Origin of the sequence: Streptomyces sp. R21 (assembly GCF_041051975.1) — a bacterium.
Classification (GTDB): Bacteria; Actinomycetota; Actinomycetes; order Streptomycetales; family Streptomycetaceae; genus Streptomyces.
Window position 1 is genome coordinate 6542281 of record NZ_CP163435.1, and the last position, 26935, is coordinate 6569215.

General features: G+C 72.6%; 21 protein-coding genes. 13 read left to right on the forward strand and 8 right to left on the reverse strand.

The window, feature by feature from the left end:
* Positions 1-7 precede the first annotated feature (7 nt).
* The 3 genes from AB5J56_RS29210 to AB5J56_RS29220 all read right to left on the reverse strand — a co-directional run bounded on the left by AB5J56_RS29210 (position 8) and on the right by AB5J56_RS29220 (position 4690).
* Positions 8-919, reverse strand: a complete 912-nt coding sequence (locus tag AB5J56_RS29210) for a zf-HC2 domain-containing protein (RefSeq protein ID WP_369242869.1) — start codon at positions 917-919, stop codon at positions 8-10.
* A gap of 14 nt (positions 920-933) precedes the next feature.
* A complete protein-coding gene (locus AB5J56_RS29215; protein WP_369236630.1) occupies positions 934-1500 on the reverse strand; it encodes an RNA polymerase sigma factor in 567 nt (188 codons plus the stop codon).
* A 73-nt stretch (positions 1501-1573) separates the two neighbouring features.
* Positions 1574-4690 (reverse strand): beta-N-acetylglucosaminidase domain-containing protein, encoded by a 3117-nt coding sequence (locus AB5J56_RS29220; protein WP_369236632.1) that lies wholly within the window; start codon positions 4688-4690, stop codon positions 1574-1576.
* A 254-nt stretch (positions 4691-4944) separates the two neighbouring features.
* Here AB5J56_RS29220 and AB5J56_RS29225 point away from each other — a divergent pair, with 254 nt between their 5' ends.
* The 3 genes from AB5J56_RS29225 to AB5J56_RS29235 all read left to right on the forward strand — a co-directional run bounded on the left by AB5J56_RS29225 (position 4945) and on the right by AB5J56_RS29235 (position 7633).
* Positions 4945-5175, forward strand: coding sequence for a hypothetical protein (locus tag AB5J56_RS29225; protein ID WP_369236634.1), 231 nt, complete (start codon positions 4945-4947; stop codon positions 5173-5175).
* Entirely contained in the window at positions 5176-7311 is a 2136-nt protein-coding gene (gene malQ, locus AB5J56_RS29230) for a 4-alpha-glucanotransferase (RefSeq protein WP_369236636.1), read from the forward strand.
* Positions 7312-7381: 70 nt separating this feature from the next.
* Positions 7382-7633 (forward strand): hypothetical protein, encoded by a 252-nt coding sequence (locus AB5J56_RS29235; protein ID WP_369236638.1) that lies wholly within the window; start codon positions 7382-7384, stop codon positions 7631-7633.
* Between the two features lie 135 nt (positions 7634-7768).
* Here the strand turns inward: AB5J56_RS29235 and AB5J56_RS29240 are convergent, their stop codons facing one another.
* The gene (locus tag AB5J56_RS29240) at positions 7769-8410 is read right to left on the reverse strand and encodes a TetR family transcriptional regulator (protein WP_369236640.1); all 642 of its coding nucleotides are present in this window, start codon (positions 8408-8410) and stop codon (positions 7769-7771) included.
* A 155-nt stretch (positions 8411-8565) separates the two neighbouring features.
* Here AB5J56_RS29240 and AB5J56_RS29245 point away from each other — a divergent pair, with 155 nt between their 5' ends.
* Positions 8566-10035, forward strand: coding sequence for an FAD-dependent monooxygenase (locus tag AB5J56_RS29245; RefSeq protein WP_369236642.1), 1470 nt, complete (start codon positions 8566-8568; stop codon positions 10033-10035).
* 15 nt (positions 10036-10050) lie between these two features.
* Here the strand turns inward: AB5J56_RS29245 and AB5J56_RS29250 are convergent, their stop codons facing one another.
* Positions 10051-10545 carry a MarR family winged helix-turn-helix transcriptional regulator gene (locus tag AB5J56_RS29250; RefSeq protein WP_369236644.1) on the reverse strand — a complete coding sequence of 165 codons (495 nt, stop codon included), beginning with the start codon at positions 10543-10545 and terminating at the stop codon, positions 10051-10053.
* 142 nt (positions 10546-10687) lie between these two features.
* Here AB5J56_RS29250 and AB5J56_RS29255 point away from each other — a divergent pair, with 142 nt between their 5' ends.
* The 6 genes from AB5J56_RS29255 (at position 10688) to AB5J56_RS29280 (ending at position 17580) form a co-directional block, all read left to right on the forward strand.
* Complete coding sequence (locus tag AB5J56_RS29255) at positions 10688-11620, forward strand: EamA family transporter (protein WP_369236646.1); 933 nt, start codon at positions 10688-10690, stop codon at positions 11618-11620.
* A 41-nt stretch (positions 11621-11661) separates the two neighbouring features.
* Positions 11662-12600 (forward strand): DMT family transporter, encoded by a 939-nt coding sequence (locus AB5J56_RS29260; protein WP_369242871.1) that lies wholly within the window; start codon positions 11662-11664, stop codon positions 12598-12600.
* Positions 12601-12679: 79 nt separating this feature from the next.
* Positions 12680-14368, forward strand: coding sequence for a tetratricopeptide repeat protein (locus AB5J56_RS29265; protein ID WP_369236648.1), 1689 nt, complete (start codon positions 12680-12682; stop codon positions 14366-14368).
* A gap of 42 nt (positions 14369-14410) precedes the next feature.
* On the forward strand, positions 14411-15334 hold the full coding sequence (locus AB5J56_RS29270; RefSeq protein WP_369236650.1) for a LysR substrate-binding domain-containing protein: 924 nt from the start codon (positions 14411-14413) through the stop codon (positions 15332-15334).
* Between the two features lie 58 nt (positions 15335-15392).
* Positions 15393-16733: a sigma-70 family RNA polymerase sigma factor gene (locus tag AB5J56_RS29275; RefSeq protein WP_369236652.1), complete on the forward strand. Its 1341-nt coding sequence runs from the start codon at positions 15393-15395 to the stop codon at positions 16731-16733.
* Between the two features lie 88 nt (positions 16734-16821).
* Complete coding sequence (locus AB5J56_RS29280; protein WP_369242873.1) at positions 16822-17580, forward strand: SDR family NAD(P)-dependent oxidoreductase; 759 nt, start codon at positions 16822-16824, stop codon at positions 17578-17580.
* A gap of 58 nt (positions 17581-17638) precedes the next feature.
* Here the strand turns inward: AB5J56_RS29280 and pepN are convergent, their stop codons facing one another.
* Positions 17639-20212 carry an aminopeptidase N gene (gene pepN, locus AB5J56_RS29285; protein ID WP_369236654.1) on the reverse strand — a complete coding sequence of 858 codons (2574 nt, stop codon included), beginning with the start codon at positions 20210-20212 and terminating at the stop codon, positions 17639-17641.
* A 112-nt stretch (positions 20213-20324) separates the two neighbouring features.
* Here pepN and AB5J56_RS29290 point away from each other — a divergent pair, with 112 nt between their 5' ends.
* A complete protein-coding gene (locus AB5J56_RS29290) occupies positions 20325-20798 on the forward strand; it encodes a DUF1203 domain-containing protein (RefSeq protein ID WP_369236656.1) in 474 nt (157 codons plus the stop codon).
* 30 nt (positions 20799-20828) lie between these two features.
* Here AB5J56_RS29290 and AB5J56_RS29295 read toward each other — a convergent pair whose 3' ends face one another.
* Positions 20829-21845, reverse strand: a complete 1017-nt coding sequence (locus AB5J56_RS29295) for an aspartate-semialdehyde dehydrogenase (RefSeq protein WP_369236659.1) — start codon at positions 21843-21845, stop codon at positions 20829-20831.
* A 192-nt stretch (positions 21846-22037) separates the two neighbouring features.
* On the opposite strand from AB5J56_RS29295, the gene AB5J56_RS29300 reads away from it, so the two are divergent.
* Positions 22038-22577 carry a sigma-70 family RNA polymerase sigma factor gene (locus AB5J56_RS29300; RefSeq protein ID WP_369236661.1) on the forward strand — a complete coding sequence of 180 codons (540 nt, stop codon included), beginning with the start codon at positions 22038-22040 and terminating at the stop codon, positions 22575-22577.
* 1 nt (position 22578) lies between these two features.
* Positions 22579-23331 carry a hypothetical protein gene (locus AB5J56_RS29305; RefSeq protein ID WP_369236663.1) on the forward strand — a complete coding sequence of 251 codons (753 nt, stop codon included), beginning with the start codon at positions 22579-22581 and terminating at the stop codon, positions 23329-23331.
* 90 nt (positions 23332-23421) lie between these two features.
* On the opposite strand, the gene AB5J56_RS29310 is transcribed toward AB5J56_RS29305, so the two are convergent.
* On the reverse strand, positions 23422-26733 hold the full coding sequence (locus AB5J56_RS29310) for a S8 family serine peptidase (RefSeq protein ID WP_369236665.1): 3312 nt from the start codon (positions 26731-26733) through the stop codon (positions 23422-23424).
* Positions 26734-26935 lie beyond the last annotated feature (202 nt).

The window sequence follows — 26935 nt, forward strand, 5'->3', positions numbered from 1 at the left end:
GTGCTGGTCACATCGTCTCCAGACGGTCGTACGCGGTGCGGCGCGCGGCGAGGAGGAGGGCGCAGAGCACGGCTGCCGCCGCCCAGCCCCCCTGGTGTCCGGCGCCGGTGAAGTAGAGGTCGAGCTGGTGCGTGAGACGGGCCGTCGAGCCGGCTCCGGAGGCGGTCGGTGCCATGCCGCCGGCGGCCAGCACGGGCGCCGCCAGTGCGAGCAGCCAGCCGCCGCCGACCACCGCCGTGGCGATACGGCAGCCCACGTAGCCGGAGAGCAGCAGCGAGGCGAGCGTCAGGGCGAGCCCGGGCAGCAGCCAGGCGGCCGCCGCCGGTGCCTCGGGCAGCCGGGGCGGGGCGGACGGCAGCAGCAGCCCGGCCACCGTCAGCAGCGGCACGCTCAGCGCCAGCACGGCGGCCGTCCGCGTCAGCAGCAGGCGCAGCCCGCCCGACGGCGACGCGGCGGCGATCTCGTGCAGCGGATCGGCGTGCCGCCCGTACGACAGGGCGACCCCTGCCAGTGGCACCGCGGGTGCGAGGGCCAGCAGCAGCGGCTTCGCGCCGCCGAACCCGGCCCCGTAGGCGAGCGCCACCGCCCCCACGGCGACCAGGACGACGGCCCCGGTCCAGGCCCCGCGCACCGCGGGTCCGGCAGCCCACAGGACCCGGCCGAGCCGCCCCCCGACGGCTCGGACGCGATCGGGCGCCGACACCGGTGCCGCTCCCGCCGCGTCCAGGACCGCGCTGCGCACCTCCGCAAGGACGACTCCCGCCACGCCCTCGCGGGCCGCTCGGGAGACCCGGGCGGCGCAGTCCCCGCAGCTCTCCAGGTGCTTCTCCAGGGACCAGGCGTCCGCGTCCGGAAGGGAGCCGTCCGTGTAGCGGCCGACGAGGTCGTCCGGGGCGTGCCAACCGGTCGCACCGGTCATGCCGTAGCTCCTGCTCATGCCAGGCCTCCCAGCGGGGACGGATCGAGCTGGGCGAGGGCGGCGCGCAGTTCGGCGCGGGCTCGCATGGCGCGGGTCTTGACGGTGCCCTCGGGGATGCCGAGGAGGCGGGCGGTCTCGCGGGTGCTCAGTCCGTCCACGACGGTGGCACGCAGCACCTCGCGCAGCTCGGGCGAGATACGGTCCAGGGCGGTGCCGACGTCGCCGTACTCCAGGCCCGCCAGTACGCGGTCCTCGGCGGACGGCGCGGGCACGGGCACCGCGTACTCCACGCGCTCCACCCGCTCCTGCATGCGGCGCGCGTCCACAAGGCGCCGCGCGGCGATCGTCCACAGCCAGCCGCCGGCCTCGGCACCCCGGTGCGAGGCGGCCGAGCGCCACACGGTCACGAAGGTGTCCTGCAGCACCTCCCGTACGACCTCGGGGTCGGCGCAGCGCCGGGTCAGCCGCGTGTGCAGCCACCCGGAGTGCCGGTCGTACAACGCGGCCAGCGCCGCCGAGTCCCCGCGCGCGACGGCCCGCAGCAGCGCCGCGTCCGTGGCATCCTCCGGGTGGCCCCTCATGGGGCGGAACAGTCTCACACCCCGTCTATCGACCGCCTCGGGCCCATCGGTTCACCGGAGGCCCGGCCGCAGCTCATCCGGCCACGGCGTACGCCTCCACCGACCACAGCGAATAGCCGTACCGCGTCGCCCTCTTGTCCCCCTGCACCCGCACATACCGGACATCGTGCTCGTCGAACCGGACGGACTCCCGGCCCCCGCGGCCGTCCCGCACCGTCGCCGCCGTGCGCCAGGTGCGGCCGTCGGCGGAGACCTGGACGCGGTACGCGGAGGGGTGGGCGTCCTGCCAGTGCAGGACGACCCGGCCGAGGCGGACCGACTCGACCGGCTCGGTGAGGCGCACCTGCCACCAGGCGCCGTCGTCGACGGGCGAGGACCAGCGGGTCTCCGGATCGCCGTCGTTGGCCGCCCGCGCCGGGAAGCCGGGCGTCTCGTCGCCGGAGGAGGACGCCTGTCCGCCCCGCGCGAGATCGGGGCCCGCCGTGCGCGGGAAGGCGCGGACGGTCACGGTGCGCACCGTGGCACCGAAGGCGAGGGAGATCTCGTACGTCCCCGAGGGCGTCCCGGCGGGAACGGACACCTCGACCGGTACGTCAACAGCCGTGCCACGAGGGAGAGTCGAGGTCTTCGGGACGTGGACCTCGATGCCCCTCGGTGCCCGCGCCGTCAGATTCCCGTGCACGTCGGCGGGGAGCAGCGACCACAGCCGGGCCGTCACCCGCGCCCTGCCGCCGATCTCGACATCCGTCTCGGCGCGCGCCAACTCCATCGCCGAGGCGGGGGCGTCGGCGTACCACGGCACGAGGTGGCGGACGCGCGAGGGCGCGGAGCCGGTCACGCGGAGGGCGTCCGCCCGGACCGCGCCGGGGAGTTCGGTCGCGCCGCCCGCGGAGAGTGCGCCCAGACGCCGCCAGCCCTCGTCGGGGACATGTGCCTCGACGGAGCCGGTGGTGCCGGGCTCGGTGAGAACCGTCACCGAGCCGAGCGTGCGGGCACGAGGGAGGCGCACGGTGCTGCGGCCCTCGCCGGCCGCACCGCGCCCTGCGGCCGGCTCCTGGTCGATTCCCGACCAACTCTCGTACGTTGTCCGGGCCTTGGACAGGAACGGGTCGAGGACTCCCTTGCCGACCGTCACCCGGCTCGCCGCGAGCTCGGCGCGGAGGTGGTCGAGGGCGCGGTACGCCGTCCAGGCCGCCGTGGCGTCGCCGTCCGACTGCGCACGCAGCATCGTCAGCGCCGTCTCGCCCGCCTCTCCGTAGCGCGCCAACTGCTCCGTCCAGGGCGCCACTTCGGACGCCAGTGAGCTGTGGGCCAGCCGCTCGGGGGTCTCGCGCAGCACCGTGAACGCGGCGCGCAGCCGACCTTCCGCGCCGGCGTTCGCCGCCTTGTCCGTGGTCGTACGCGCCTGCCAGAAGCCCTCGACGAGCGGGCGCAGATACGCCGACTCGTCGCCGCCGAGCAGCGAGGAGGCGTCGTTGCCCGCCAGCGCGGACAGCGCCTCCGCGCGGCGCCCGTCGCCCGCCGCGAGGTCGCCGATCGCCGCCTTCCAGGACTGCTGGGGGCGGTAGTCCCGCGGGTTCCAGGCATAGTCGGCGGCGGTGAACAGCGGGATGCGGGAGGCCTCCGCCTGCTCCATCGCGTTGGCGAGCAGCGCCGCCGAGCCGGTCGCGACGGCGGGTTCACGGCCCGTGTAGGGGCCGAGGAACACCCGGTCCTGCGCGTAGTCGTTGACCGGGTAGTTGTCCATGGTGACGAGCCGGTGGCCGCCGAACGCCGCCCGGGTGCGGGCGAGTTCGCGTCCGGTGATGGTGCGCGGCACCACGCCCACGCCCGTCCAGGCGACCTCGACGCCGTCGTCCAGCGCTCCCGCCAGCGCCCGCCGGTAGGCGGTCGAACCGTCCTGGAAGTACTCGGTCGGCATCAGCGACAACGCGACCGCGTCCGGGTGCCGTTCGGCGAGCCGCCGGGCCACCTCGTTGGCCACCCGCGCCTGCGCCTTCGCCGCCGCCTCCGCGCCGGAGCCGAACTCCTCGGCGTCCGCGTCGCAGTGCCACTCGCTGTAGCTGATGTCCTGGAACTGGAGCTGGAACGCCCGGAATCCGAGCGCCCACATGGCGTCGAGCTTGCGGGTCAGGGCGCGGACGTCGGAGTCCGAGGAAAAACACATCGCCTGGCCGGGGGCCACCGCCCAGGCCGGGGTGACGTGATTGCGGCGCGCCCGCTCCGTCAACTCCCGGAAATGCGCCCGCTGTTCGGCTGGGTACGCCTCACGCCAGCGCTCCTGGCGGTAGAGGTCGTCCCCGGGGGCGTACACATAGCGGTTCTGCTTGGTGCGGCCCATGAAGTCGAGCTGCGCCAGGCGCTGTTCACGGGTCCACGGGGTGCCGTAGAAACCCTCGGTGGTGCCGCGCACGGCGGTGCCGGGCCAGTCGCGGACGACGGCGCCCGCGATCCGCCCGTCGGCGCCGATGAGCTGGCGCAGTGTCTGGACCGCGTGGAACAGGCCGTCCTCGCCGACTCCCGCGAGGGCGACCGTGGCGTGGCCAGCGAAGCGGCCGACCGCCAGCCGGTAGCCGCCGGCCGGGAGGTCCGCGCGGGGCGCGGCACCGAGCGCGGTGAGCGCCTTGTCCCACGGGGGCGCGGAGCGGGCGCCGAGGGCGTGCGAGCCGTCGGCGGCCGCGCTGCCGGCGTGCCCACCGAAGCCGTACGCCCTGCCCGCACCTCGGGGGCTCCCGGATGCCGTCTCCGTCTCCGTCCCGGCGCGCACCACCAGCGCACCGGCGGGAAGCGCGTCCCCCTCGCGCGCGGTGGTGATCTTCCGCGCCCCGGCGGCACGCAGCAGCGCACGCAGCGCGTCGAGGGCGTACGGGTCGGCCGTCGCGCCCCTCGCCGCGCCTCTCACTCCGTCGGTGAGCAGGACGACCTCGTCCGTGACCGCGACCGGCGCGGAGCCCGCGCGCAGCGACTGCGGCCGGGGCCAGACCGCGGGCAGGGTGCTCGCGGCGGGCGTGCGGTCGTCCGCTGAGGTCAACGGCGCGTGCGGCGCCGCGACCGCCGCGGGAGCCGCACCCAGCGCGCCCGCGACGACGGCTATCGCGAGGGCGACCGCGCCCCGCCCGTGCCGGAGCTGCCCGTGAAACGGTCCGCCCTGCGTGCCTCGTACGGCTCCCGTCCCGCGCCGGAGCTGCACCGGCCCCCTCCTCGTCACTGCTCGACTCGCCCCCACGGCTCTGTCAGGGCGGCACCGACCCCACCATTCACGTGGTGGAGGTGTCAACGGGGACAGGTGGGAAGCAGACGGGAGTAGCCGTTGTGCGGCAATTGCCTTAATCTGCACGAGGTGTGAACACTGCCACGTTGTTCGGTCCCATGCGTCTGCGGAGGCGCTCGCTGGGTAGGGCTGCGGTAACCCGCTCGAAGCCGTACGACATCAAGGAGGCCCCCGTGGCCGCGTCCGCGCACCTGCTTCTCTCGGCCCTCTCCAAACCCTCGGCGGAGCTGTCCGCCGAACCGCACTTCTGCGTCTTCAGCGCCGAGGGCAGCAGTGCCGAGGCCCCGCTGACCAGCGAGCCGCCGCTGCCCGACGCGGAACCCCTCACCAGCGAGCCGCCGCTCGCCGACACCGCGCCCCTGACCAGCGAGCCCACGTCCACCGGTACCGCCTCGGGGGTGTAGATGCCGCTGTCCCGGCTCGCCGGCCTGTACGGCGTCGCCACCTCCTACAGCCCGTCCCCGGGCCGCACCGTCGCGGCCTCGGACGCCGCGGTCGTCGCGGCCCTGGCGGCGCTGGGCATCGACGCGAGCACCCCGGAGGCCGTCCGCGGCGCCCTCGCCGCCCGCGAGGCGCAGGTGAAGGACCGGCTGCTGCCGCCGACCGTGGTCTGCTGGAGCGGCGCCGCGCCCTCGGCCGAGGACCACGACGGCCCCGCCCCCGTGGCCCGCGCCGGACGCCGGGACATCCCGCTGCCCAAAGCCCTCGCCGACCTGCCGCCCGGCACCCGGCTGCGCATCGAGACCGAGCAGGGCGAGACCCGCGCATCGGCCGAGCAACTCCCGCTCGGCGTCCACGCGTTGCACGCCACCGCGCCCGACGGCCGTACCGCCGAGGCCCACCTCGTCGTCGCCCCGGCCCGGCTGCCCGCGCCCCCCGGACGCACCTACGGACTCCTCGTCCAGCTGTACTCCCTCCTCTCGGGGCGCTCCTGGGGCATGGGCGACCTCGGCGACCTCGCCGAGCTGACCGCCTGGGCGGGGCGCGCGCTGGGAGCAGGATTCGTGCAGGTCAACCCGTTGCACGCGGCCGTACCCGGCACCCCCACCGACCCCTCCCCGTACCGGCCCTCCTCCCGCCGCTTCCCCGACCCGGTGCACCTGCGCGTCGAGGACATCCCCGAGTTCGCCCACGTCGACGAGCAGGGCCGGCTCCGGGTGCTGCTGGAGCGCGCCGCGGGACTGCGCGAATCCGTGCTGCACAAAGGGGCGTTGATCGACCGCGACGCCGTGTGGGAGCTCAAGCGCGAAGCGCTGGCACTGGTGCGCGCGGTGCCCCTCGGCCCCGGCCGCCGGGCCGCCTACGCCGACTTCCTCGCCGAGGAGGGCCAGGCGCTGGAGGACCACGTCACCTGGTACGCGCTCGCCGAGGTGCACGGCTCCGACTGGCACAACTGGCCCGCGCCGCTGCGCGACCCCCGCTCGCCCGAAACCGCCCGCGCCCGCGGCGAGTTGATGGACCGCGTCGACTTCCACAGCCGCCTCGCCTGGCTCACCGACGCCCAACTCGCCACCGCCCAGCGCTCGGCGCGGGACGCCGGGATGGCCGTCGGGCTCGTGCACGACCTCGCCGTCGGCGTGCATCCCGACGGGGCCGACGCCTGGGCGCAGCAGGAGTACTTCGCCGCCGGCATGTCGGTCGGCGCACCCCCGGACGCCTTCAACGCACGCGGCCAGGACTGGGGGTTGCCGCCCTGGCGCCCCGACCGCCTCGCCGAGTCCGGCTACGCCCCGTACCGCCGCCTCCTGCGCGCCCTCTTCCGGTACGCGGGCGCCCTGCGCATCGACCACGTCATGGGCCTGTTCCGGCTCTGGTGGGTCCCGCAGGGGCAGCCGCCCACCGAGGGCACGTATGTCCGCTACGACGCCGAGGCCATGCTCGGGATCCTCGCGCTGGAGGCCGCGCGCGCCGGGGCCCTGGTGATCGGCGAGGACCTCGGCACCGTGGAGCCGGGTGTGCGCGAGACCCTGCACGAGCACGGGGTGCTCGGCACCTCCGTGCTGTGGTTCGAGCGCGACTGGGAGGGCGACGGGCTGCCGCTGCCGCCCGAGCGCTGGCGCGCCGACTGCCTCGCCACCGCCACCACCCACGACCTGCCGTCCACCGCGTCCCGGCTCACCGGAGACCATGTCGAACTCCGCGCCTCCCTCGGCCTGTTGACCAGTCCTCTCGCAGAGGAGCGGGCCGCGGCGGCCGCGGAGGCGGGGGAGTGGCTGGCGCTGCTCACCCGGCTCGGGCTGCTGGAGGGCACGAGCGGCGGGGCGGGCGTCGAGGCGGAGGAGGCCGAGATCCAGGCCGTGCACCGGTTCCTGCTGCGCACCCCGGCCCGCATGATCGGCGTCTGGCTCCCGGACACGGTCGGCGACCGGCGCCCGCAGAACCTGCCCGGCACCTGGGACCAGTACCCGAACTGGCGGCTGCCCATCGCCGACGCCGAGGGCCGCCCGGTGACCCTGGAGGAACTGGCCGCCTCGCCCCGGCTGCACGCCCTCCTGGACGTGCTGCGGCCCCGCCCGGGGGCCGGCCGCGAACACCGCTGACGCCTCCGGGGGGTCCTTCGTACGGCACCCCGGGCGCGCGGCTCGTTCGGGCGTTCGCTACGTTGGCACCGTGGACAAGAAGAACGCCCTGCGCGCCGGCGCCCTGGCTGCCGGTACGACGCTGATGATGCTGCTCATGTCGTCCCCCGCGCTCGCGCTGACGCGCGACGACGGCGACGACCCCGGCGACGGCCTGAGCGTGATCCAGACGCTCGGCCTCTACGTCGCGGCGCCGATCGCGCTGTTCCTGGTCATCGCCGGCCTGGTCATGGTCCTGGACAAGTCCAAGGACCGGCAGCCGAAGGCCAAGGCGAAGGCCTGACCTCAGGCTTTCCTCCGCGGCCCGCTTTCCTCGGCCGCGGGATTTCTTTCGAGGGCGCCGTCCTCACCGTCCGTACGCGCATCCGCCGTACGGAGGTGAGGGCGGCGCCCTCGTCGTGTGCGCGGGCCGGGGCTCTCAGGGGCTCGGGGCCGTGAGATACCGCTGCACCGTCGGCGCCAGCCACGCCACGACCTCCTCCCGGTGCAGCGCCGTGGCCGGCCCGAACCGCAGGACGTAGCGGGCGAGCGCCATCCCGAGCATCTGCGACGCGATGAGCGCGGCCCGTACCGGCGCCTGCTCGGGGTCGGGGCAGAAGCGCAGGGCGACCGGCAGGAGCTGGTCCCGGAAGACGCCCTGCATGCGCTCGGCGCCGGCCTGGTTGGTGACGCCGACCCGGAGCAGCGCCGTGAGCACCTCGTTCTCCTCCCAGAGGTCGAGGAAGTGGCCCACCAGCACACGGCCCACCTCGCTCGCGTCCAGGCCGTCCGGCTGCGGCATCCGCAGATCGACGTCGAGGACGGTGGCGAACAGCCCCTCCTTCGAGCCGTAGTACCGCATCACCATGGACGGATCGATCCGTGCGTCCTTCGCGATCGCGCGGATGGTGGCACGTTCGTAGCCGTCGGCCGCGAAGCGCTCGCGGGCGGCCGTGAGGATGGCATTGCGGGTGGTGTCGGAGCGGCGTGGGGACCGCGCTCCGGAGTCCGCGCCCGGGCCCCCGTCGTGGTTGCCGTCCCTGCTGTTGACGTCACTGCCGTGGTGGTCGCTGCCGTTCATGCCAACAACCGTAGGCCAACACCTGTTGACAGTCCAGAGCGACGGCTCTACGTTTGTCCACAAGCGTTGGCAAACAGGCGTTGGCAAACAATCGTTGGCAAGCGAATGTCGGCAAGTAGACGTTGGCAATCGGACGTTGGCATCAGGAGGCCCTCATGAACGGCACCGGAAGCAACACCAGCACGGGCACCGGCACGAACCCCGCTGTCATCGTCGTCGGCTCCGGCCCCACCGGCCTGCTGCTGGCCGCCGACCTCGCCACCGCCGGCGTCCCCGTCACTCTCGTCGAGAAGCGCCCGCACAAGATCAGCAACCTCTCCCGTGCCTTCGTCCTGCACGCCCGCACCCTGGAGCAGCTCGACGCCCGGGGTCTCGCCGACGACCTGGAGGCGAAGGGGCAGGCCCTCGACCGGATCCGGCTCTTCGGGCGTCTGACCATCGCGCTCGACACTCTCCCCTCCCGCTTCAACCACCTGCTCGTCATCCCGCAGTACGAGGTGGAGAAGGTGTTGCAGCAGCGGGCCGAGGACGCCGGGGTGCGGTTCGTGTACGAGACCGAGGTGGCCGGGCTGCGCCAGGACGCGGACGGCGTGACGCTCGAAGTCCGGGGCCCGGACGGGGAGTCGGGGCAGCTGCGGGCCGCGTACGTCGTCGGCACGGACGGGATGCGCAGTGCGGTGCGCGAGGCGATCGGGCAGCCGTTCCCCGGCAGGTCGGTCATCCGCTCCGTCGTCCTCGCCGACGTGCTGCTCGACGAGAAGCCCGAAACGCTGCTGACCGTCGCCACCGTCGGTGACGCGTTCGCCTTCATCGCGCCCTTCGGTGACGGCTACTACCGGGTGATCGGCTGGAACCGCAGCCGCAACGTCGCCGACAGCGAGCCCCTCGAACTCGATGAGGTCAAGGAGATAGCCCGCCTCGCCCTCGGCCGCGACTACGGTATGCGCGACGCCCGCTGGATGTCCCGCTTCCACAGCGACGAGCGCCAGGCGCCCGAGTACCGGGTGGGCCGGGTGTTCCTCGCCGGGGACGCCGCGCACGTCCACACCCCGGCCGGCGGCCAGGGCATGAACACCGGCCTCCAGGACGCGGCGAACCTCGGCTGGAAGCTGGCGGCGGTCCTCAACGGGAACGCGGACACCGCCCTGTTGGACACCTACCAGGCCGAGCGCCACCCCGTCGGCGAGTCCGTCCTGCGCAGCAGCGGCGGCATGGTGCGACTCGCGATGGCCAAGCGCCCCTGGACGCTGGCCCTGCGCGGTCTGCTCACCACGGTCCTCGACAACGTCGGCCCCGCGCGCCGCAAGGCGGCCGGACAGCTCACCGGCGTCGGCTACGCGTACCGGGCGCCGCGCGGCTCCCACAAGCTGGTCGGCACCCGCGTCCCGGACGTCGCCCTGGAGAGCGGCCGCCTCTACGAGGCCCTGCGCGGCGGCAGGTTCGTCCTCGTCACCCCGCAGCCCTACGAGGCCGGGGAGCGCAAGGGGCGTCTGACCGTGGAGAGTTGGGCGAGCGACCGGCGTACGACGGTGCTGGTGCGGCCCGACGGATACGTGGCCTGGGCCGCGGAGTCCCCGGAGGCGGGCGAGCTGGAGGCGGCGCTCACCGCGGCGACGGGCAACTAGACCCGATCAAGCGCGTCAGTCCAGCCCTCCCAGCAACTCCCGCAACAGGTCGGCCAGTTGGCCGGCCTGTTCGTCGTCGAGGCGGGACAGGACCTGTGTCTGGGCGGCGAGCCCCGCGCCGACGGCCTCGTCGATCAGGCGGAACCCCTCGTCCGTCAGCGTCACCTGGAGACCGCGCCGGTCGTGCGGGTCGGGCGAGCGCCGCAGCAGGCCCGCGCGCTCCAGCTTGTCCAGCCGCCCGGTCATGCCGCCGGTGGTGAGCATGAGGGTCCCCGAGAGCTGCCGGGGCGAGAGTGTGTACGGGTCGCCGGAGCGGCGCAGCGTGGCCAGCACGTCGAACTCCCCGCGCGAGATCCCGAACCGCGTGTAGGCCTTCTCCATCCGGTCGCCCATCGCCCGGGAGAGCCGGAAGATCCGCCCGAAGACCTCCATCGCGGCGGTGTCGAGGTCCGGCCGTACGGCGGCCCACTGCTCGATGATCGCGTCGACCGGGTCCTTCGAAGTCTCCATGAGGCGAGTATCCGCCGGGGGTCGGTCGTTCGCAAGAAAGTAGCTTGACGAAAAGTAGCTTGCGACTAAGCTACTTCCCATCGACCTACTTGGAGGCCGGGGCGTCGGGCCTCGACCCCTCCGCCGCGAAAGCGAGTCCGCCATGAAACGGTCCGCGACCGTCCTGCTCACCGCACTCGCCCCGATGTCCTGGGGCACCACCTACGCGGTCACCACCGAGTTCCTGCCGGCCGACCGCCCCCTGTTCACCGCGGCCATGCGTGCCCTGCCCGCCGGGCTGATCCTGCTCGCGCTGGCCCGGGTGCTGCCGCGCGGCGCCTGGTGGGGGAAGGCGGCGGTCCTGGGCGCGCTGAACATCGGCGCCTTCTTCCCGCTCCTCTTCCTCTCCGCGTACCGGCTGCCCGGCGGCATGGCGGCGGTCTTCGGCTCGGTCGGGCCACTGTTCGTCGCGGGCCTCGCGGCGGTCCTGCTCGGCGACCGCCCGACCGTGCGCACGCTCCTCACCGGCATCGTGGCGGCCCTCGGTGTCAGCCTCGTCGTCCTGAAGGCGGCCGGCGCGCTCGACCTCGTCGGTGTCCTCGCCGCCCTCGCCTCGACCGCGTCGATGTCCACCGGCACGGTGCTCACCAAGCGGTGGGGCCGCCCGGACGGAGTCGGCCCGCTGGCGCTCACCGCCTGGCAGCTGACGGCCGGCGGACTGCTGATAGCCCCGCTCGCCCTCCTCGTCGAGGGCGCGCCGCCCGCGCTGGACGGCCGCGCGGTCTCCGGGTACGTGTACCTCGCTCTCGCCAACACGGCGGTCGCGTACTGGCTCTGGTTCCGCGGCATCGGCCGCCTCACCGCCACCCAGGTCACCTTCCTCGGCCCGCTCTCCCCGCTGACCGCGGCCGTCATCGGCTGGGCGGCCCTGGGTCAGGCGCTCACCCCGGTCCAACTGGCGGGCATGGCGCTGGCGTTCGGGGCGACGGTCTTCGGGCAGCTCAAGCCGCGTACGCCCGTGAAATCGTTCAGTTCTACTGAACAGAATGCTCGAAAAGATTCGATGGACGTGACAGTTCCCACCCTGCGACGGTAGTCGGGAAGCGATCACCGAACGAAGGGATACCCGTGGCAGTCCTGGACCGGACACACCCGCACCGCGCGAGGCGCGAGAGCGAGCCGGCGGCGAGGGCGAGGAAGGGGGCCGTAGGCCTCGGCCTCGCCCTCGCCGCCGTCGCGACGCTCGTCTGGTCCGGCAGCTTCGTCGCCTCGCGCGCCTTGCACGACAGCGTGACGCCCGTGCAACAGGCGTTCTGGCGCTGGCTGATCGCCCTGGCGGCCGTCGCCCCGTTCGCGGCCCGGGAGGCCTGGCGGCAGCGGGCGCTGATCCGGCGCCACCTGCCCTACCTCCTCCTCGCCTCCCTCCTCGGTGTCACCGTCTACAACACCCTGGTCAACCAGGCGGGCCTGTCCACCTCCGCCGGCAACATGGGCATGATCATGGCCGCCTCGCCCGTCCTCATGGCGGTGTACGAGCGCGTCGGCGGCGTACGGCTCGGAGCGCGCCGGGTCGCCGGGATGCTGATCGCCTGCGCGGGCGTCGTGCTCCTGGTCGGCGGGGGCTCGTCGGCGACGGACTTCTCGGCGGGCGACCTGTGGATGATCGCGGCGGCCCTGTGCTTCGCGTCGTACAGCGCACTCCTGCGCCGTAGACCCACTCAACTCACCGGCCCCGCCTTCCTGTTCGCGACCTTCGCGCTCGGCACGGCGATGCTGCTCCCGGCGTACGCGCTGAGCGTGGGCGTCCAGGGGACCTTCGCGCCCACGACCGCCACCGTCGGACCGCTCGTCTACGTCGGCGTCCTCTCCTCCGCGATCGCCTTCTTCGCCTGGAACAAGGCGATCTCCCTGATCGGCGCGGCCCGCGCCGGAGCCGTCTACTACCTTCAGCCGGTGTGCGTGGCGGCCCTGTCGTACGCGATCCTCGGCGAGGCGGTGAGCCGGACGCAGCTGGTCTGCATGGCCCTCATCCTCGGCGGAGTCGTCCTCGGCACCGCCGCCCGCAGGGCGCGCTGAGCCCGGCCGGCCGAGCCCAACCAGCCCTTCCCGTACACCCGTTGCGAGATCTGCCGGTGCCGGCTGGCACGATCGGCGCATGGCTCAAGATCTTCAGCAGCTCGGCGAGGAACTGGTGGCCGCCGCGCGCGGCGGTGACACCGAGAACGCGCGGCGCATCACCCGGCACTTCGTCCTCAACCACCACATCGACGAAGCGATCCCGTTCTGGGAGCGGGCCGCGGAGGCGGGGGACGCCTTCGCCGCCTTCAACCTCGCGAGGTACCGCAAGACCCGCGGCGACCGTGCCGAGGCCGAGCGCCTCTACCGGAGCCGCGCCGAGGACGACTCCGGATGCGCGTACGGCCTCGGGGTGCTCCTCAGGGAGGACCGGAACCCGGAGGCGGAGCGTTGGTTCCGGTACGGGTGGGAGACCTTCCGCTACCTCGACTGCAAGATCGAGCTGGGGAAGGGGATGGCCCGGGCGGGGCGGATCGACGAGGCGGCCGAGTTCCTGATGAGCGGGATCGAGCTCGGGGACATCGCCGTCTTCCGGTGGGCGCAGCTCTACGAAGGCGTCCGCAAGCAGCTCGACCAGGTCGACGCGGCGCTGCGGGACGCGGAGGAGCGCGGGGACGCCGGGGCCGCGGACGAGGCGATCGGACCGCTGCACGACCTGAGACGCGAGCTGAAGGACTACCGGGATTATCCGGGGCTGCTGCCCGAGATCGAGGCGTACCACCGGCGGGCGGACGCCCTGAGCCCGGCAGCGCTCGTCCACCACGCCATCCTCCTCCACTACGCGGTCGGCGAGGAGGACCGGATGCCCGAGATACGCGAACTCCTTGTGCGAGCCCACGAGAAGGGCGACACGGACGCCGCCGCCGTACTCGGGCTCGTCCACGAGGCGAGGGCCGAACTCGCGGACGCCGAGCGGTGGTACACCGTCGGCGCCGAGGCCGGGAACCCCAACGCCCGCTGGAACCTTGCCCTGTTGTGCAAGCGGCAGCGGCGCCTCGACGAGGCCGAGCGCTGGTTCACGTCCATCGCCGACGTCGACGAGGACGTACCGGACCAGCTCGACGCCCTCGCACGGATCAGGGAGTCGGGCGCCCAGACCGGGAAGGACCTGCGGCGGCTGCCCGGGCTGCGGGAGCGCGCCGAGGCGGGCGACGCGCAGGCCGCGTACGCCTTCGGCCGCATCGCCTACGAGTGGGGCGGCGCCTCCGAACGGCACATGATCCGCTGGTACGAGCCCGCGGCCCGGCAGGGCGACCCCGAAGCGGCGTACTGGATGGGGAAGTTCCACGCCGAACTGCGCGAGCCGGAGGCACGCGACCTCTGGTACCTGCGGGCGGCCGAGGGCGGCCACCCGGGCGCCTGCTTCGAGCGCGGATGGCTCGCCGAGCACCACAAGGACTACCGGGAGGCCGAGCGCTGGTACGACCGGGCGGCCGACGACGGCAACGGCCTCGCCGCCATGATCGCGGGCAAGCTGCGCGCCCAGCGCGGCGCCTGGACGGAGGCCGAACCACTGCTGCGGCGCGCGTACATGGAGGCCGGGGACGGCGAGGGACCGGAGTACGCGGTCGAGGCCGCCGCGTACCACGGGCTGGTCCTCAACCGGCTCGGCCGGCCCGCCGAGGCCGTCGAGCCGCTGCGGTTCGCCGCCCCGCGCTGGGACGAGGTGCGCCGCCGCTACGACCGCGACGACCTGGCCCTCCTCGCGCGGACGGTCGACCCCGAGGAGGAACTCCGGCGGGCGGAAGCCGCGCAGGCCGCGGGCTAGCCGCGGGCCGGCCGCCGGAAGGTCGCGGGATAGGTTTCCGTCATGGCCGAGTACGACAAGTGGGACATCAAGAAGCTGCAGATCCTGCGGACGCTGCGGGAACAGGGCACCGTCACCGCGACCGCCCGGGCCCTGCTGCTGACCCCCTCGGCCGTGTCGCAGCAGCTGACCAATCTCGCGAAGCAGCTCGGGGTGCCGCTGCTGGAGGCCCAGGGGCGGCGGGTACGGCTCACGGACGCGGCGGAGCTCGTGCTGCGCCACGCGGAAGCCGTCTTCGAGCAACTGGAGCGGGCCGACGCCGACTTGACCGCGTATCTCCAGGGAGAGGCGGGGGAGGTGCGAGTCGGTGCCTTCTCCACGGCCGTACCCGCGCTGGTCGTCCCCGCCGTGCGGGCGCTCGGCACAGCGCACCCCGGCATCTCCGTGCAGGTACGGGAGTCCGAGGCGGCGGAGGCGTACGAACTGCTCGGCGCGGGCTCGGTGGACCTCGCGCTGTCGCTCGCCGCGCAGGCCCCCTCGGCGGCCGACGCCCGCTTCACCCGCGTCCCCCTGCTGGCCGACCCCCTCGACCTCGCCCTGCCGCACGGGCACCCGCTCGCCGCCGCCGACCGCGTCCGGCTCGCCGACTTCGCCGCCGAGTCGTGGATCTTCGGCGGCAGCGGACCCTGGTCGGACATCACCCGCGCCGCCTGCGAGGCCGCCGGATTCACCCCGCACCAAGGCCACTCGGCGGCCGGCTGGACCGCCATCCTCGCCATGGTCGAGGCGGGGATGGGCGTCGCGCTGGTGCCGCGGATGGCGTCCGTACGACGGGACGGGCGCGGCGGCGTCGTCATGCGGGAGCTGGGCGAGGACCGGCCCCACCGGCATGTGGTCGCCGCGGTGCGCCGGGGCGCCGAGGACGCGCCCGCGGTGGGGCGGGTGCTCGACGCGCTGCGGCGTGTGGCGGGAGAGCTGGGGCGGTAGCCGGGCGTCGGCGGTAACGTCACGGCGTTCCCGTGTGACGAATCCCCGGAGGTTTTCCGTGGCCGAAGACACCGTGGCCGAAGGCGAGTGCCTGGTGTGCGGCAAGCCCCTGCCCGCGCGCGTCGGGCGGGCGGGGCGGAGCTCGGTGTACTGCTCCGCCGCCTGTCGGCAGAAGGCCTACCGGGAGCGGCAGGCGCCCGAGGAGCCCGCCAGCGTACGGAGGCTCATCGAGGAGATCGGGCAGCAGGTGCGGCAGCTCGCGCCGACACCGCCCTCCGTCCTCTACGCCGGAGTGGCGGATCTCGCGACCTCCGTCGGGCGGCTGCGCCGCGTCGCCCGGGTCGCCCGGGACACCGCGAAGGAGGCGGACCCGGTCCGGGATTCCGTCACACCCGCGCCCGTTACGGAATCCGCGCTCGGCGGGAGCGAGGGCGACTTCGCCGCGCTCGTCGAATCCTATCGGCGCGAACTGCGCGTGCACTGCTACCGCATGACCGGCTCCTACGACGACTCCGAGGACCTCGTGCAGGAGACGTATCTGCGGGCCTGGCGGGCCCGGGACGGGTTCGAGGGGCGGGCGAGCGTACGGGCGTGGCTGTACCGCATCGCCACCAACACCTGCCTCGACTTCCAGCGCCGTACCGCCCGCCGACCGCGGCGCTACGAACCGATCCCCGGCATGAACCACGGGAGCGCCGAGGCCCCCGCCCGGGTCACCTGGCTGCAGCCCTATCCCGACGACGAGCTGCCCGCCGCCGAGGAGGACCGGCCGGACGTCGCCGCCGTCTCCCGCGAGACCCTGGAGCTCGTCTTCCTGGCCGCCATCCAGCATCTGCCGCCCCGTCAGCGGGCCGTACTGATCCTGCGCGACGTGCTCGGGCTGAGCGCCGCCGAGACCGCCGAGGCTCTCGATCTGACCGTGGCCTCGGCCAACAGCGCCCTCCAGCGGGCCCGCCCCACCCTGCGCGACCATCTGCCCCGGCAGCGCGCCGACTGGCGTGCCGCCGAGCCGACGGAGCGCCAACGCGCCGTTCTGCAGGGGTACATGGCCGCCGCCGAACGGCTCGACTTCGCCGCGATGACCGACCTGCTCAGCGAGGACGTCACGCTCACCATGCCGCCCAACCCGTTCTGGTTCGTCGGCCGGGACGCGCTGGAGGAATTCCTGCGGCCCACCCTCGACCCCGCCTCCCCGATGTTCTTCGGTCACTGGCGTCACCTGCCCGCCCGCGCCAACGGGCAGCTCGCGGCCGCGGGGTACGTCCGCAGGCCCGGCACGACCGTCTACCGCGCCCAGGTCCTCGACGTCCTGCGCTTCGGCGCCGACGACCGGGTCGTCGAGATCACGTCCTTCGAGCCGCACCTCTTCCCGGCCTTCGGACTGCCCCTGCGCCTGTGACCTTCCGGCCGACCGATGAGCGGCCGGGGTGCCGTACGTCTCCATGACCGACCGATACGGAACACCCCTGAATCTGAAGGAGATCACCATGCTGCTCACCGACAAGACCGCGATCGTGTACGGCGCCGGCGGCTCGATCGGCGGTGCGGTGGCCCGCGCCTTCGCCGAGCAGGGCGCGCGGGTCCACCTGGTGGGGCGCACCCGTCGGACGCTGGAGGCGGTGGCCGGCGACATCAAGGACGCCGAGGTCGCCGTCGTCGACGCCCTCGACGAGGCGGCCGTGGAGGAGCACCTCGCGGCCGTCGGCGACGTCGACATCTCGTTCAACCTGGTCACGCGCGGCGATGTACAGGGCGCCCCGCTCACCGACATGCCCGTGGACGACTTCCTGCGGCCCGTGATCAACGGCGCACGTGCCAACTTCATCACCGCCCGCGGTGCCGCCCGCCGGATGGCCGAGCGCGGCTCCGGCGTCATCCTCACCCTCAACAGCGGCTCCGCGCACGGCAGTCCGATGATGGGCGGCACGGGTCCGGCCGACGCGGCGATCGACACGCTGGTGCGGAATCTGGCGGTGGAGCTGGGCCCGCGCGGGGTGCGGGCCGTGGGCCTGTGGGCGGCCGGGGTGCCCGAGACCTTCACCGTCGAGAAGCTCTCCGCCGTCAACCCGGCGATCGACGCCGCAGCCGTCCAGGGCATCATCGACAACCTCGCCGGGATGCGCATGACCCGCCGCAACCCGACCCTCGACGAGGTCGCCGCCACCGCCGTCTTCCTCGCCTCCGACCTCGCCGGCGGCATCACCGGCACCTTCGTCAATGTGACCGGCGGGATGATCGCGCGCTGAGAGCACGCGAAGGGGGCGCCCGGCATGATGCCGGGCGCCCCCTTCACCGTAGGACCCGCTACGAAGCGGCCGCGTCCGCCGCCTGCGCCCGCAGCGCACGCTCGACGCCGGAGCGGGACTCCGAGATCAGCCTGCGCAGCGCCGCGTTGGGCTCCGCCGAGGCCAGCCACGCGTCCGTCTTCGCGAGGGTGTCCTCGGAGACCTGGACGGCCGGGTACAGGCCGACCGCGATCTGCTGGGCGATCTCGTGCGAACGGGACTCCCAGATGTCCTTCACGACCTCGAAGAACCTGTCCGTGTACGGGGCGAGCAGCTCGCGCTGGCCGGTCTGGACGAAGCCGCCGATCACCGACTCCTGCACGGCGTTCGGGAGCTTGTCGGACTCGACGACCGAGGCCCAGGCCTCCGCCTTCGCCTCCTCGGTCGGCCGGGCGGCCCGCGCGGTCGCCGCGTGGCGCTCACCCGCCGCCGTCTTGTCCCGCCCGTACTCGGCGGCGATCTCCGCCTCGTCGAAGCGTCCGACCGCCGCGAGCCGCTGCACGAACGCCCAGCGCAGCTCGGTGTCCACGGCCAGGCCCTCGATGGTCTCCCGGCCCTCCAGCAGGCCCTCCAGGAGGTCCAGCTGCTCCGGCGTACGGGCCGTCGCCGCGAAGGCGCGCGCCCACGCCAGCTGGTGGTCCGAGGCCGGGGCCGCCGAGCGCAGGTGGGCCAGCGTGGCGTCCGTCCAGCGGGTCAGCAGCGTCTCGCGGGCGTTCGGGTCGGCGTACAGCTCGATCGCCAGCTTCACCTGGCGGTGCAGCGACTGCACCACACCGATGTCGGACTCCTTGCCGATGCCGGACAGCACCAGCGACAGGTAGTCGCGGGTGGCCAGCTCCGCGTCGCGCGTCATGTCCCACGCCGACGCCCAGCACAGGGCGCGCGGCAGCGACGACTCGAAGTCGCCGAGGTGCTCGGTGACGAACGCGAGGGAGTCCTCGTCGAGGCGGACCTTCGCGTACGACAGGTCGTCGTCGTTGAGCAGGAACACGGCCGGGCGGCGCTTGCCGATCAGCTCGGGCACGGCCGTCAGCTCGCCGTCGACGTCCAGCTCGATGCGCTCGTCACGGACCAGCTTGCCGCTCTCGTCGTCCAGGTCGTACAGGCCGATCGCGATGCGGTGCGGGCGCAGCGTCGGCTCGCCCTTCGCGCCGGTGGGCAGTGCCGGGGCCTCCTGGCGGATCGCGAAGGAGGTGATGACCCCGTTCGCGTCCGTGGTGACCTCCGGGCGCAGCACGTTGATGCCGGCCGTCTGGAGCCACTTCTGCGACCACGTCGTCAGGTCGCGTCCGGAGGTCTCCTCCAGCGCGCCCAGCAGGTCGGACAGGCGGGTGTTGCCGAACGCGTGACGCTTGAAGTACGCCTGCACCCCGCGGAAGAACTCGTCCATGCCCACGTAGGCGACGAGCTGCTTGAGGACGGAGGCGCCCTTGGCGTACGTGATGCCGTCGAAGTTGACGAGCACGTCGTCCAGGTCGCGGATCTCCGCCATGATCGGGTGCGTGGAGGGCAGCTGGTCCTGCCGGTAGGCCCACGTCTTCATGGAGTTGGCGAAGGTGGTCCACGAGTGCGGCCAGCGCGAGTTCGGCGCGTACGCCTGGCAGGCGATGGAGGTGTACGTGGCGAACGACTCGTTCAGCCAGAGGTCGTTCCACCACTCCATGGTCACGAGGTCGCCGAACCACATGTGCGCCAGCTCGTGCAGGATCGTCTCCGCACGCACCTCGTACGCGGCGTCCGTCACCTTCGACCGGAACACGTACTGGTCGCGGATGGTCACCGCGCCCGCGTTCTCCATCGCGCCCGCGTTGAACTCCGGCACGAAGAGCTGGTCGTACTTGGCGAACGGGTACGCGTAGTCGAACTTCTCCTGGAACCACTCGAAGCCCTGCCGGGTGACCTCGAAGATCGCGTCCGAGTCCAGGAACTCCGCGAGCGAGGGCCGGCAGTAGATGCCGAGCGGCACGCTCTGCCCGTCCTTCTCGTACACGCTGTGCACCGAGTGGTACGGGCCGACGATCAGTGCCGTGATGTACGACGAGATCCGCGGCGTCGGCTCGAACGTCCAGACGTCGTCCTTGGGCTCCGGCGTCGGCGAGTTCGAGATCACCGTCCATCCCGTGGGCGCCTTCACGGTGAACTGGAAGGTCGCCTTCAGGTCGGGCTGCTCGAAGGACGCGAAGACGCGGCGGGCGTCCGGCACCTCGAACTGCGTGTACAGGTAAGCCTGTTCGTCGACCGGGTCGACGAACCGGTGCAGACCCTCGCCGGTGTTGGTGTACGCGGCGTCGGCCACGACACGCAGGACGTTGCGGCCCTCCAGAAGCCCGGGAAGGGCGATCCGCGAGTCCTTGAAGACCTCGGCGACCGGGAGCTGGTCGCCGTTCAGGGTCACCTCGTGGACGGTCGGGGCCACCAGGTCGATGAAGGACTCCGCGCCGGTCTCGGCGGAGTCGAAGCGCACCGTGGTCACGGACCGGTAGGTGCCGCCCTCCTGCGCGCCGGAGAGGTCGAGATCGATCTCGTACGAGTCCACGGTGAGCAGCTTCGCCCGCTGCTGTGCCTCTTCGCGGGTCAGGTTTGTGCCAGGCACCCTGTCATCTCCTCGTTATGTGACGGTTGCGCCATCCTTCCACGGGACCTGCACCGAATGCGATGTCCGTTTCCCGCCGGTGGGCGGGGTGCGCGGGCGCGAGCCTGGACGCATGACGCTCACTACGACATCCACCGCCCGTCCCATCGAGGCGACCGTCCTCAAGGAGCTGCGCGACCGCGACGACGCGGGGCGGCCGCTCGCGCCGTTCACCGACGACGAGGGAGGCGCGCCGCTGCGCTGCTGTCTGCGGCGCAGCGACCCGGGCGAGCGGATCGCTCTCGTCTCGTACGCGCCGCTGCGGCGCGTGGCCACCGACCCCGGTGCCTACGACGAGCAGGGACCCGTCTTCATCCACGCCGAGGCGTGCGCGGGCCCGCACGGCGATGGGCTCCCCTTCCGGGAAGCCCATCGCACGGTCCGCCGGTACTCCGCCCGTGGCCACATCCTCGGCGGCCGCCTCGTGGAGAACCCCGAGGGGTTCGAGGAGGCCTTCACGGAGGCGTTCACCGACCCGGAGGTGGCGTGGGTCCACGTCCGGGCGGTGGAGTACGGCTGCTTCCTGTACGAGGTGCGGCGGCCGTAGTTCTTCGCCTCTACCCAGCCCGTCCGGCCGTCAGCCGCGCAGCTCCGCCGCGACCAGCTCTGCGATCTGGACCGCGTTCAGCGCCGCGCCCTTGCGGAGGTTGTCGTCGGAGATGAAGAGGGCAAGGCCGTTCTCGACGGTCTCGTCGCGGCGGATGCGGCCGACGAAGGACTCGTCGCGCCCGGCGGCGGTGAGGGGGGTCGGGACGTCGGTGACGACGACGCCCTCGGCGCCGCCGAGGATCTCGACGGCCCGCTCGGGGCTCAGTGGACGCGCGAAGCGGGCGTTCACCTGGAGGGAGTGCCCGGTGAAGACGGGGACGCGTACGCAGGTGCCGGAGACCTTGAGCGCGGGGATCTCCAGGATCTTGCGGGACTCGTTGCGGAGCTTCTGCTCCTCGTCGGTCTCGTTCAGCCCGTCGTCCACGATGGACCCCGCCAGCGGCAGCACGTTGTACGCGATCGGCGCGACGTACTTGTTCGGCGCGGGGAACTCCGCCTGCGTACCTCCGTGCGTGAGCTTCGGCGCGTCGTCGCCGACCTTCTTCACCTGCTCGAAGAGCTCCTCGACGCCCGCGAGACCGGAGCCGGAGACGGCCTGGTAGGTGGCGACGACGAGGGCGTCGAGGCCGGCCTCGACGTGCAGCGGCTTCAGCACGGGCATCGCGGCCATCGTCGTGCAGTTCGGGTTGGCGATGATGCCCTTGGGGCGGTTCGCGATCGCGTGCGGGTTCACCTCGGACACCACGAGGGGTACGTCGGGGTCCATGCGCCAGGCGGAGGAGTTGTCGATCACGACCGCGCCCTGCGAGGCGACCTTTTCGGCCAGCGCCTTCGACGTGGCGCCACCCGCCGAGAACAGCACGATGTCCAGGCCCGAGAAGTCCGCCGTGGTGGCGTCCTCCACCGTGATGCCGTCGAGGACCGTCCCCGCCGAGCGGGCCGAGGCGAACAGGCGCAGCTCGTCGACCGGGAACTTCCGCTCGGCCAGGATGCTGCGCATGACCGTGCCGACCTGACCGGTGGCTCCGACGATTCCGACCTTCACGGCGACTCCCTTTACCTGCGTATTACCTGTGTGTGACATGGCTCAGTGCTTCCATCATGCGTCTCACCCGGGCCCGCGTGTCCAATCCTTTGCGGTCGGAGCTCACGGAGTGGGACGGCTCACGTTTCTCGGACAGGGAGCGAACGTTTCCCGCGCCGCCGGCGTCCAAGAGGAAACGCGGCGAGGAGAGGGGTGGCTGTGCTGCGCAGAAAGGCCCGCCGTGGCCAGGGGGACGCCCAGGGGGTGGACGACCCTCTGGACGCGGCCCAGGAACGCCGGGTGCGGGCGGTGCTCGCGCTGGGCGGAGTGCCGCAGACAGACCTGGCGGACGGAGTGCAGCAGGTGCGGCTACGGCTGCTGGAGCGGGCGGCGAAGGGGGACGAGGCGCCGCGCGACGTGTCGGCATGGGCGGCGGTCGTCGCCTCGAACCTCGCGATGGACTGGCACCGGGCCAAGCGCCGTCAGGAGCGCCTCGGGGAACGCCTCGCCTCGCTGCGGCAGCCGGAGCACTCCTCGGGCGAGGACTCCAGCGTGCTGCAGCTCGCCGTCGCCCAGGGACTGGACGAACTGCCCGACGCCCAGCGCCAGGTCCTCGTGCTGCGCTTCTACGCCGACCTGCCGGTGCGCGGGATCGCCGAGGAGCTCGGCATACCCGAGGGCACGGTCAAGAGCAGGCTGCACACGGCGGTCCGCGCACTGCGCGAACGCCTGCACGAGGACGAGGTGGTGTGACGTGGCCGAACACGAGAACAGCGCGGCACTGGACGCGCTGCTGGCCGCGATCACGGACGAACCGCTGCCCGAAGGAGCCCATGACGATCCGGAGTTCGCCACGGAGCACCGTGCGGCGGTCGCGGACGTGGCACTGCTGCGGGAGCAGCTGACGCTCCTCGGGGACGCGCTGGCGCAGCCGGCGGCGGAGGCGAAACCCGTACGGGCGCCGAAGCGGCGGGCGCGCCGTCCGGCCGGGGCTCCCAGGACCCGCAGCCGCAGGCCGCTAGCCGTCGCCATGGGCACGCTGGTCGCGGTCGCCTTCGCTGCGGTGGTCGTCGGTATGGGCTGGCTGATCGCCCAGAACGGAGTCGGGGGCGCGTCGGACGACGCGGGCTCGTCCGCCGCCAAGGCGGCGGACCACGACGAGAAGAACGGCGGCCGCTCGCTGAGCGCGCCGGGGTACCTCGCCTGTGCCCGGCTCGTCGTCGAGGGCACGGTTGCCCGGGTCGAGCGGCTGGGCGACGGCTCGCAGAGCCGGATCACCCTGGACGTGAGCCGCTACTACAAGCCGGAGAAGGGCGCGGACCAGGTCGACTTCCTGATGCTGGAGGACATGCAACCGCACCTGAGCAAGGGGCAGCACGTGCTGATCGGCATTCCCGAGGGCGTGTCGAGGCCCGACATCTGGACCGTCGGCGAGAAGGAGATCGCCCGGGAACGGGCCTGGATCAGCAAGGCGCTGCCCCAGTCGAAGGGCCTCAAGTGCCAGTAGGCAACGGGTGGTCGGCGAAGGCCCACCCATGAGAAGGGGCGGGCGCCCGATCCGGACGCCCGCCCCAGCACCGTAGGAACTACGCGGTCACTACGGAGTGACCTTCTCGATCTTCACGCTGCCGAGGCCCGCGACCGTGCCGCGCGCGTTCACCAGCTGGACCTGGCCGAAGAACTCCCGGCCGGCCGGCGCTTCGGCCGTGGCGGTGACCGAGCCGGAGACCGTCGCCGAGCCGCCCGTGGCGAGCTTCACCGGCGCGGACTCGTCGACCGTGACCTGACCGAGCGCGGACGAGAAGAACACGTCCTGGTAGTCGTACGCCGTGGAGCCCGACGGGACCGAGTAGCCCACGACCTCGATGGTGTACGTGCCGGCGGCGGGCGAGGCGATGGAGACCGCCTCCTCCGAGTCACCGTCCGCGGACTGCCCGACCTGGGTGCCCGCGGCGTCGTACACCGTCAGGTCGAGGTCGGCGGCCGCGTCCGAGACGTTGCCGATGGCGACGTCCAGCGAGGTGGCGCCCGCGGGCACGTCGACCGTGGTGGTCTGCGTGACGCCCTCGGTGATGGTCGGCCGCGCGTTCAGCGAGGAGCCGAGCGGGCCGCCCTTCAGCTTGCCGTCCAGCGCGGCGTAGTTGTTCGTCACCTTCCAGGAGGCGGCGGTCGGGGTGCCGACCTTGGCCTCGGGAATGGTCACGACCGCCGGGTCGAACGCGGCGCCGAGTACCTCGACGTTCAGCTTGTACGGGTTGTCGAGCAGCGGCGACGTACGGCGCGACTCGACCTCGATCTCCCAGACGCCGGCCTGCGGGTCCGCGTACGAACGCACGTCGGCCTTGCAGCCGTTGCCGTCGAGGTAGTTGTTGTAGCAGTACGGCGTGCCGGTGTTGTCGACCGGAGTGCCGTACGGGTGGATCGCGATGAAGCGGGTCTGGCTCTTGTCGGCCAGGCCGCCGATGGCGACCTCCAGGGACTTTGCGCCCTCGGGGACCGTCACGAAGTACGAGCGGGTGCTGTTGCGCTGCACCGAACTCGACGCGGAGAACGTGTACTTGACCGGCGTGGAGACCACGACGGTGTTCAGGATCTGCTTGTCGACGCCCTCGGTGGCCGGGTCGTCGACCTCGAGGATCGCGCTCTTGATGCCGGCCGACTCGGGCGCGGCCTGGATCTTGACGGTCACCGGCTTGTTCAGCGGCAGCGACACCTCGTCCTTGCCCAGGATCCGGAAGGTGCGCGCCTTGTTGTTCTTGAGGCGCAGCTCGTGACCGACTGCCTTGTCCGGACCGGACGTACGGGTGATCGTGACGTCGTACGTCTTCTTCTGGCCCGCCTTGAGGCCGCCCTCGCGGTCGTAGAGGCCGGTGCCGAAGCCCGGGGTCTTCAGCGCGCCGTCGATCGCGGTGTCGACCGGCGCCTTCACCGTGTAGTCGTGGGCGGTGGCGCCGTCCCTGATGGCGTCCCAGGCGTCCACGATGTCGATGAGGCCGGCACCCTCCTCGTACGCCTGCACACCGTCGATGTGGTGGGCGGTCGAGGTCAGCGCGGTGCGCAGGGTGGCCGGGGTGAGGGCGATGTGCCGCTGCTTGGCGGCGCTCAGCAGCAGCGCGGAGGCGCCCGCGGCCTGCGGCGACGCCATCGAGGTGCCCTGCAGCATCGAGTAGCCGGCCGGCAGCGTGTAGCCCGACTCGGCGACCGGGGCGCCCGGCAGCCAGGTCTGGGTGGAGTTGATCGAGGCGCCGGGCGCGGTCAGCGTCGGGGTGAAACCGCCGTCCTCACGCGGACCGCGCGAGGAGAAGGGCAGCATCGCGTACGACTTCTCCACCTGCGAGCCGTAGTTGGACGCCCAGGTCTTCTTGGAGATGGACGCGCCGACCGAGATGACCTTGTCGGCCAGGCCGGGGTCGCCGATGGTGTTGGCACCGGGGCCGGAGTTGCCCGCGGAGATCACCAGCTGGACGCCGTAGGTGTCGATGAGGCGGGTGTAGAGCTCGGCGCGCGCGTTGTTGCCGTCGTTCAGCGCGGGCAGCCCGCCGATGGACATGTTGACGATGTCGACGCCGCGATTGGCGACGAGGTCGATCATGCCCTCGGTGAGCGCGACGTTGGTGCAGCCGCCGGTCCAGGTGCAGGCGCGGGACGAGACGATCTTCGCGCCCGGCGCGGCACCGTTCATCTTGCCGCCGAACAGGCCGTTCGCGGAGGTGATGCCCGCGACGTGCGTGCCGTGCTCGGACTCGATGACACCGATGTTGACGAAGTCGCGCTTCTGGCCGACCCAGTCACCGCCGTAGGGGTCCATCGGGACGTCCTTGCGGATCTGCACGACGAACGGCTGGCGCTCGACGACGTCGGTCGCCGGGTTGTCGGTGCCGAAGTAGCCGACCTGGTAGCCGTCCTTGTACGGCTTCATCGGCGTGTCGTCGGTGAAGTCGTTGTTGTTGTTCAGGTCGACACGGACGGTGCCGGCCGCCGGGTCGTACAGCAGGCCCCACGCGTCGGTGGTGTCGCCGTCGCGGTTCGCGTCGCCCTTCGCGTCGCCGCCCGTGGTGGCGGACTCACGGAAGGTGCTGACCTGGTACGAGCCCACGGGCGCCGTCCACGTCTTGCCGCTGTAGGTGAAGGTGGGACCGGACACCGGGGTGACCTGCGGACGCCAGGTGGCGTCACTGTCCAGGATCGGGTCGGTCGACGTCACCCAGTCGACGATCTTGCGCTCGCCGGTGGTGGTCTTCTGCAGCGCCGGGTGGCCGAGGTCCACGCCGGAGTCGAGGATGCCGATGGTGACGCCCCGGCCGTCCGCCTTCGTGTTCTTCTTCACGAAGTCGACGGCGCCCGTCTCGAAGGACGGGTTGTACGGGTTCACGGCGGGGGTGTTCTTGTCCGGAGCGGCGTACGCGGCCGTCGAAGTGGCCTGCTCCTTGGCGCCCTTGGCCGTGTCGGCGCTCGGGGTCGGATCGTCGAGGGCGATCTCCTGGCGGAGGTCGATCCCGTGCACCGAGGACAGCTTCTCGGCGGCGGCGATGGCCGCCTCGGCCCGGCCGGTCGGCACGGTCGCGCGGACGTAGCCGAGTTTGTCGTACGCACGGCCCACCGAGCCGCCCTTGACCGCGTCCAGCTCCTTGGCGACCTGCTCGGTCTGCCCGGGGGCGGTGGCGATCATCATCGTGACGTTCTTGGCGCCGTCCGTCTTGGCCTGGGCCAGGAGGTCGGCGTCGTCCGAACCGAGCTTGGCGCTCGCGGACTTGACGGCGGGGTCCGCCGGAGCGGTGTCCGTGTCCGCGGAGAAGGCCATGGGTATCGGCCCGGCCGCGGAGAGCGCGGCCACCAGGCCCGCGGCCACGGCTATGCGGGCCACGCGTCTTGCGCCCGAGATCGGAGCGCGCTGAGGGTCGGGGGTCATCAGCATCCCTTGTAGGTAAAGGAACGAGCGTGGAGTGACCGGTTCCGCTGAACTCACGGAACGCGATCACGACAGTCCGGTATGTGAACCCGGATGACCGCTCAGCTTTACCTAAGGGGCAGATGTTTGGGGAGAGTTGACCGAGGCGGGATGAAGTCATGGCGTACTTCCGCCATGCGCCACGTCAGTGATAGCGCGCTAA

Coding starts and splice junctions, on each gene's coding strand:
- AB5J56_RS29210 (WP_369242869.1), bottom strand. CDS start 919: ATGACCGGTGCGACCGGTTGGCACGCCCCGGACGACCTCGTCGGCCGC.
- AB5J56_RS29215 (WP_369236630.1), bottom strand. CDS start 1,500: ATGAGGGGCCACCCGGAGGATGCCACGGACGCGGCGCTGCTGCGGGCC.
- malQ (WP_369236636.1), top strand. CDS start 5,176: ATGCCGCTGTCCCGGCTCGCCGGCCTGTACGGCGTCGCCACCTCCTAC.
- AB5J56_RS29240 (WP_369236640.1), bottom strand. CDS start 8,410: ATGAACGGCAGCGACCACCACGGCAGTGACGTCAACAGCAGGGACGGC.
- AB5J56_RS29245 (WP_369236642.1), top strand. CDS start 8,566: ATGAACGGCACCGGAAGCAACACCAGCACGGGCACCGGCACGAACCCC.
- AB5J56_RS29250 (WP_369236644.1), bottom strand. CDS start 10,545: ATGGAGACTTCGAAGGACCCGGTCGACGCGATCATCGAGCAGTGGGCC.
- AB5J56_RS29255 (WP_369236646.1), top strand. CDS start 10,688: ATGAAACGGTCCGCGACCGTCCTGCTCACCGCACTCGCCCCGATGTCC.
- AB5J56_RS29265 (WP_369236648.1), top strand. CDS start 12,680: ATGGCTCAAGATCTTCAGCAGCTCGGCGAGGAACTGGTGGCCGCCGCG.
- AB5J56_RS29270 (WP_369236650.1), top strand. CDS start 14,411: ATGGCCGAGTACGACAAGTGGGACATCAAGAAGCTGCAGATCCTGCGG.
- AB5J56_RS29280 (WP_369242873.1), top strand. CDS start 16,822: ATGCTGCTCACCGACAAGACCGCGATCGTGTACGGCGCCGGCGGCTCG.
- AB5J56_RS29290 (WP_369236656.1), top strand. CDS start 20,325: ATGACGCTCACTACGACATCCACCGCCCGTCCCATCGAGGCGACCGTC.
- AB5J56_RS29310 (WP_369236665.1), bottom strand. CDS start 26,733: ATGACCCCCGACCCTCAGCGCGCTCCGATCTCGGGCGCAAGACGCGTG.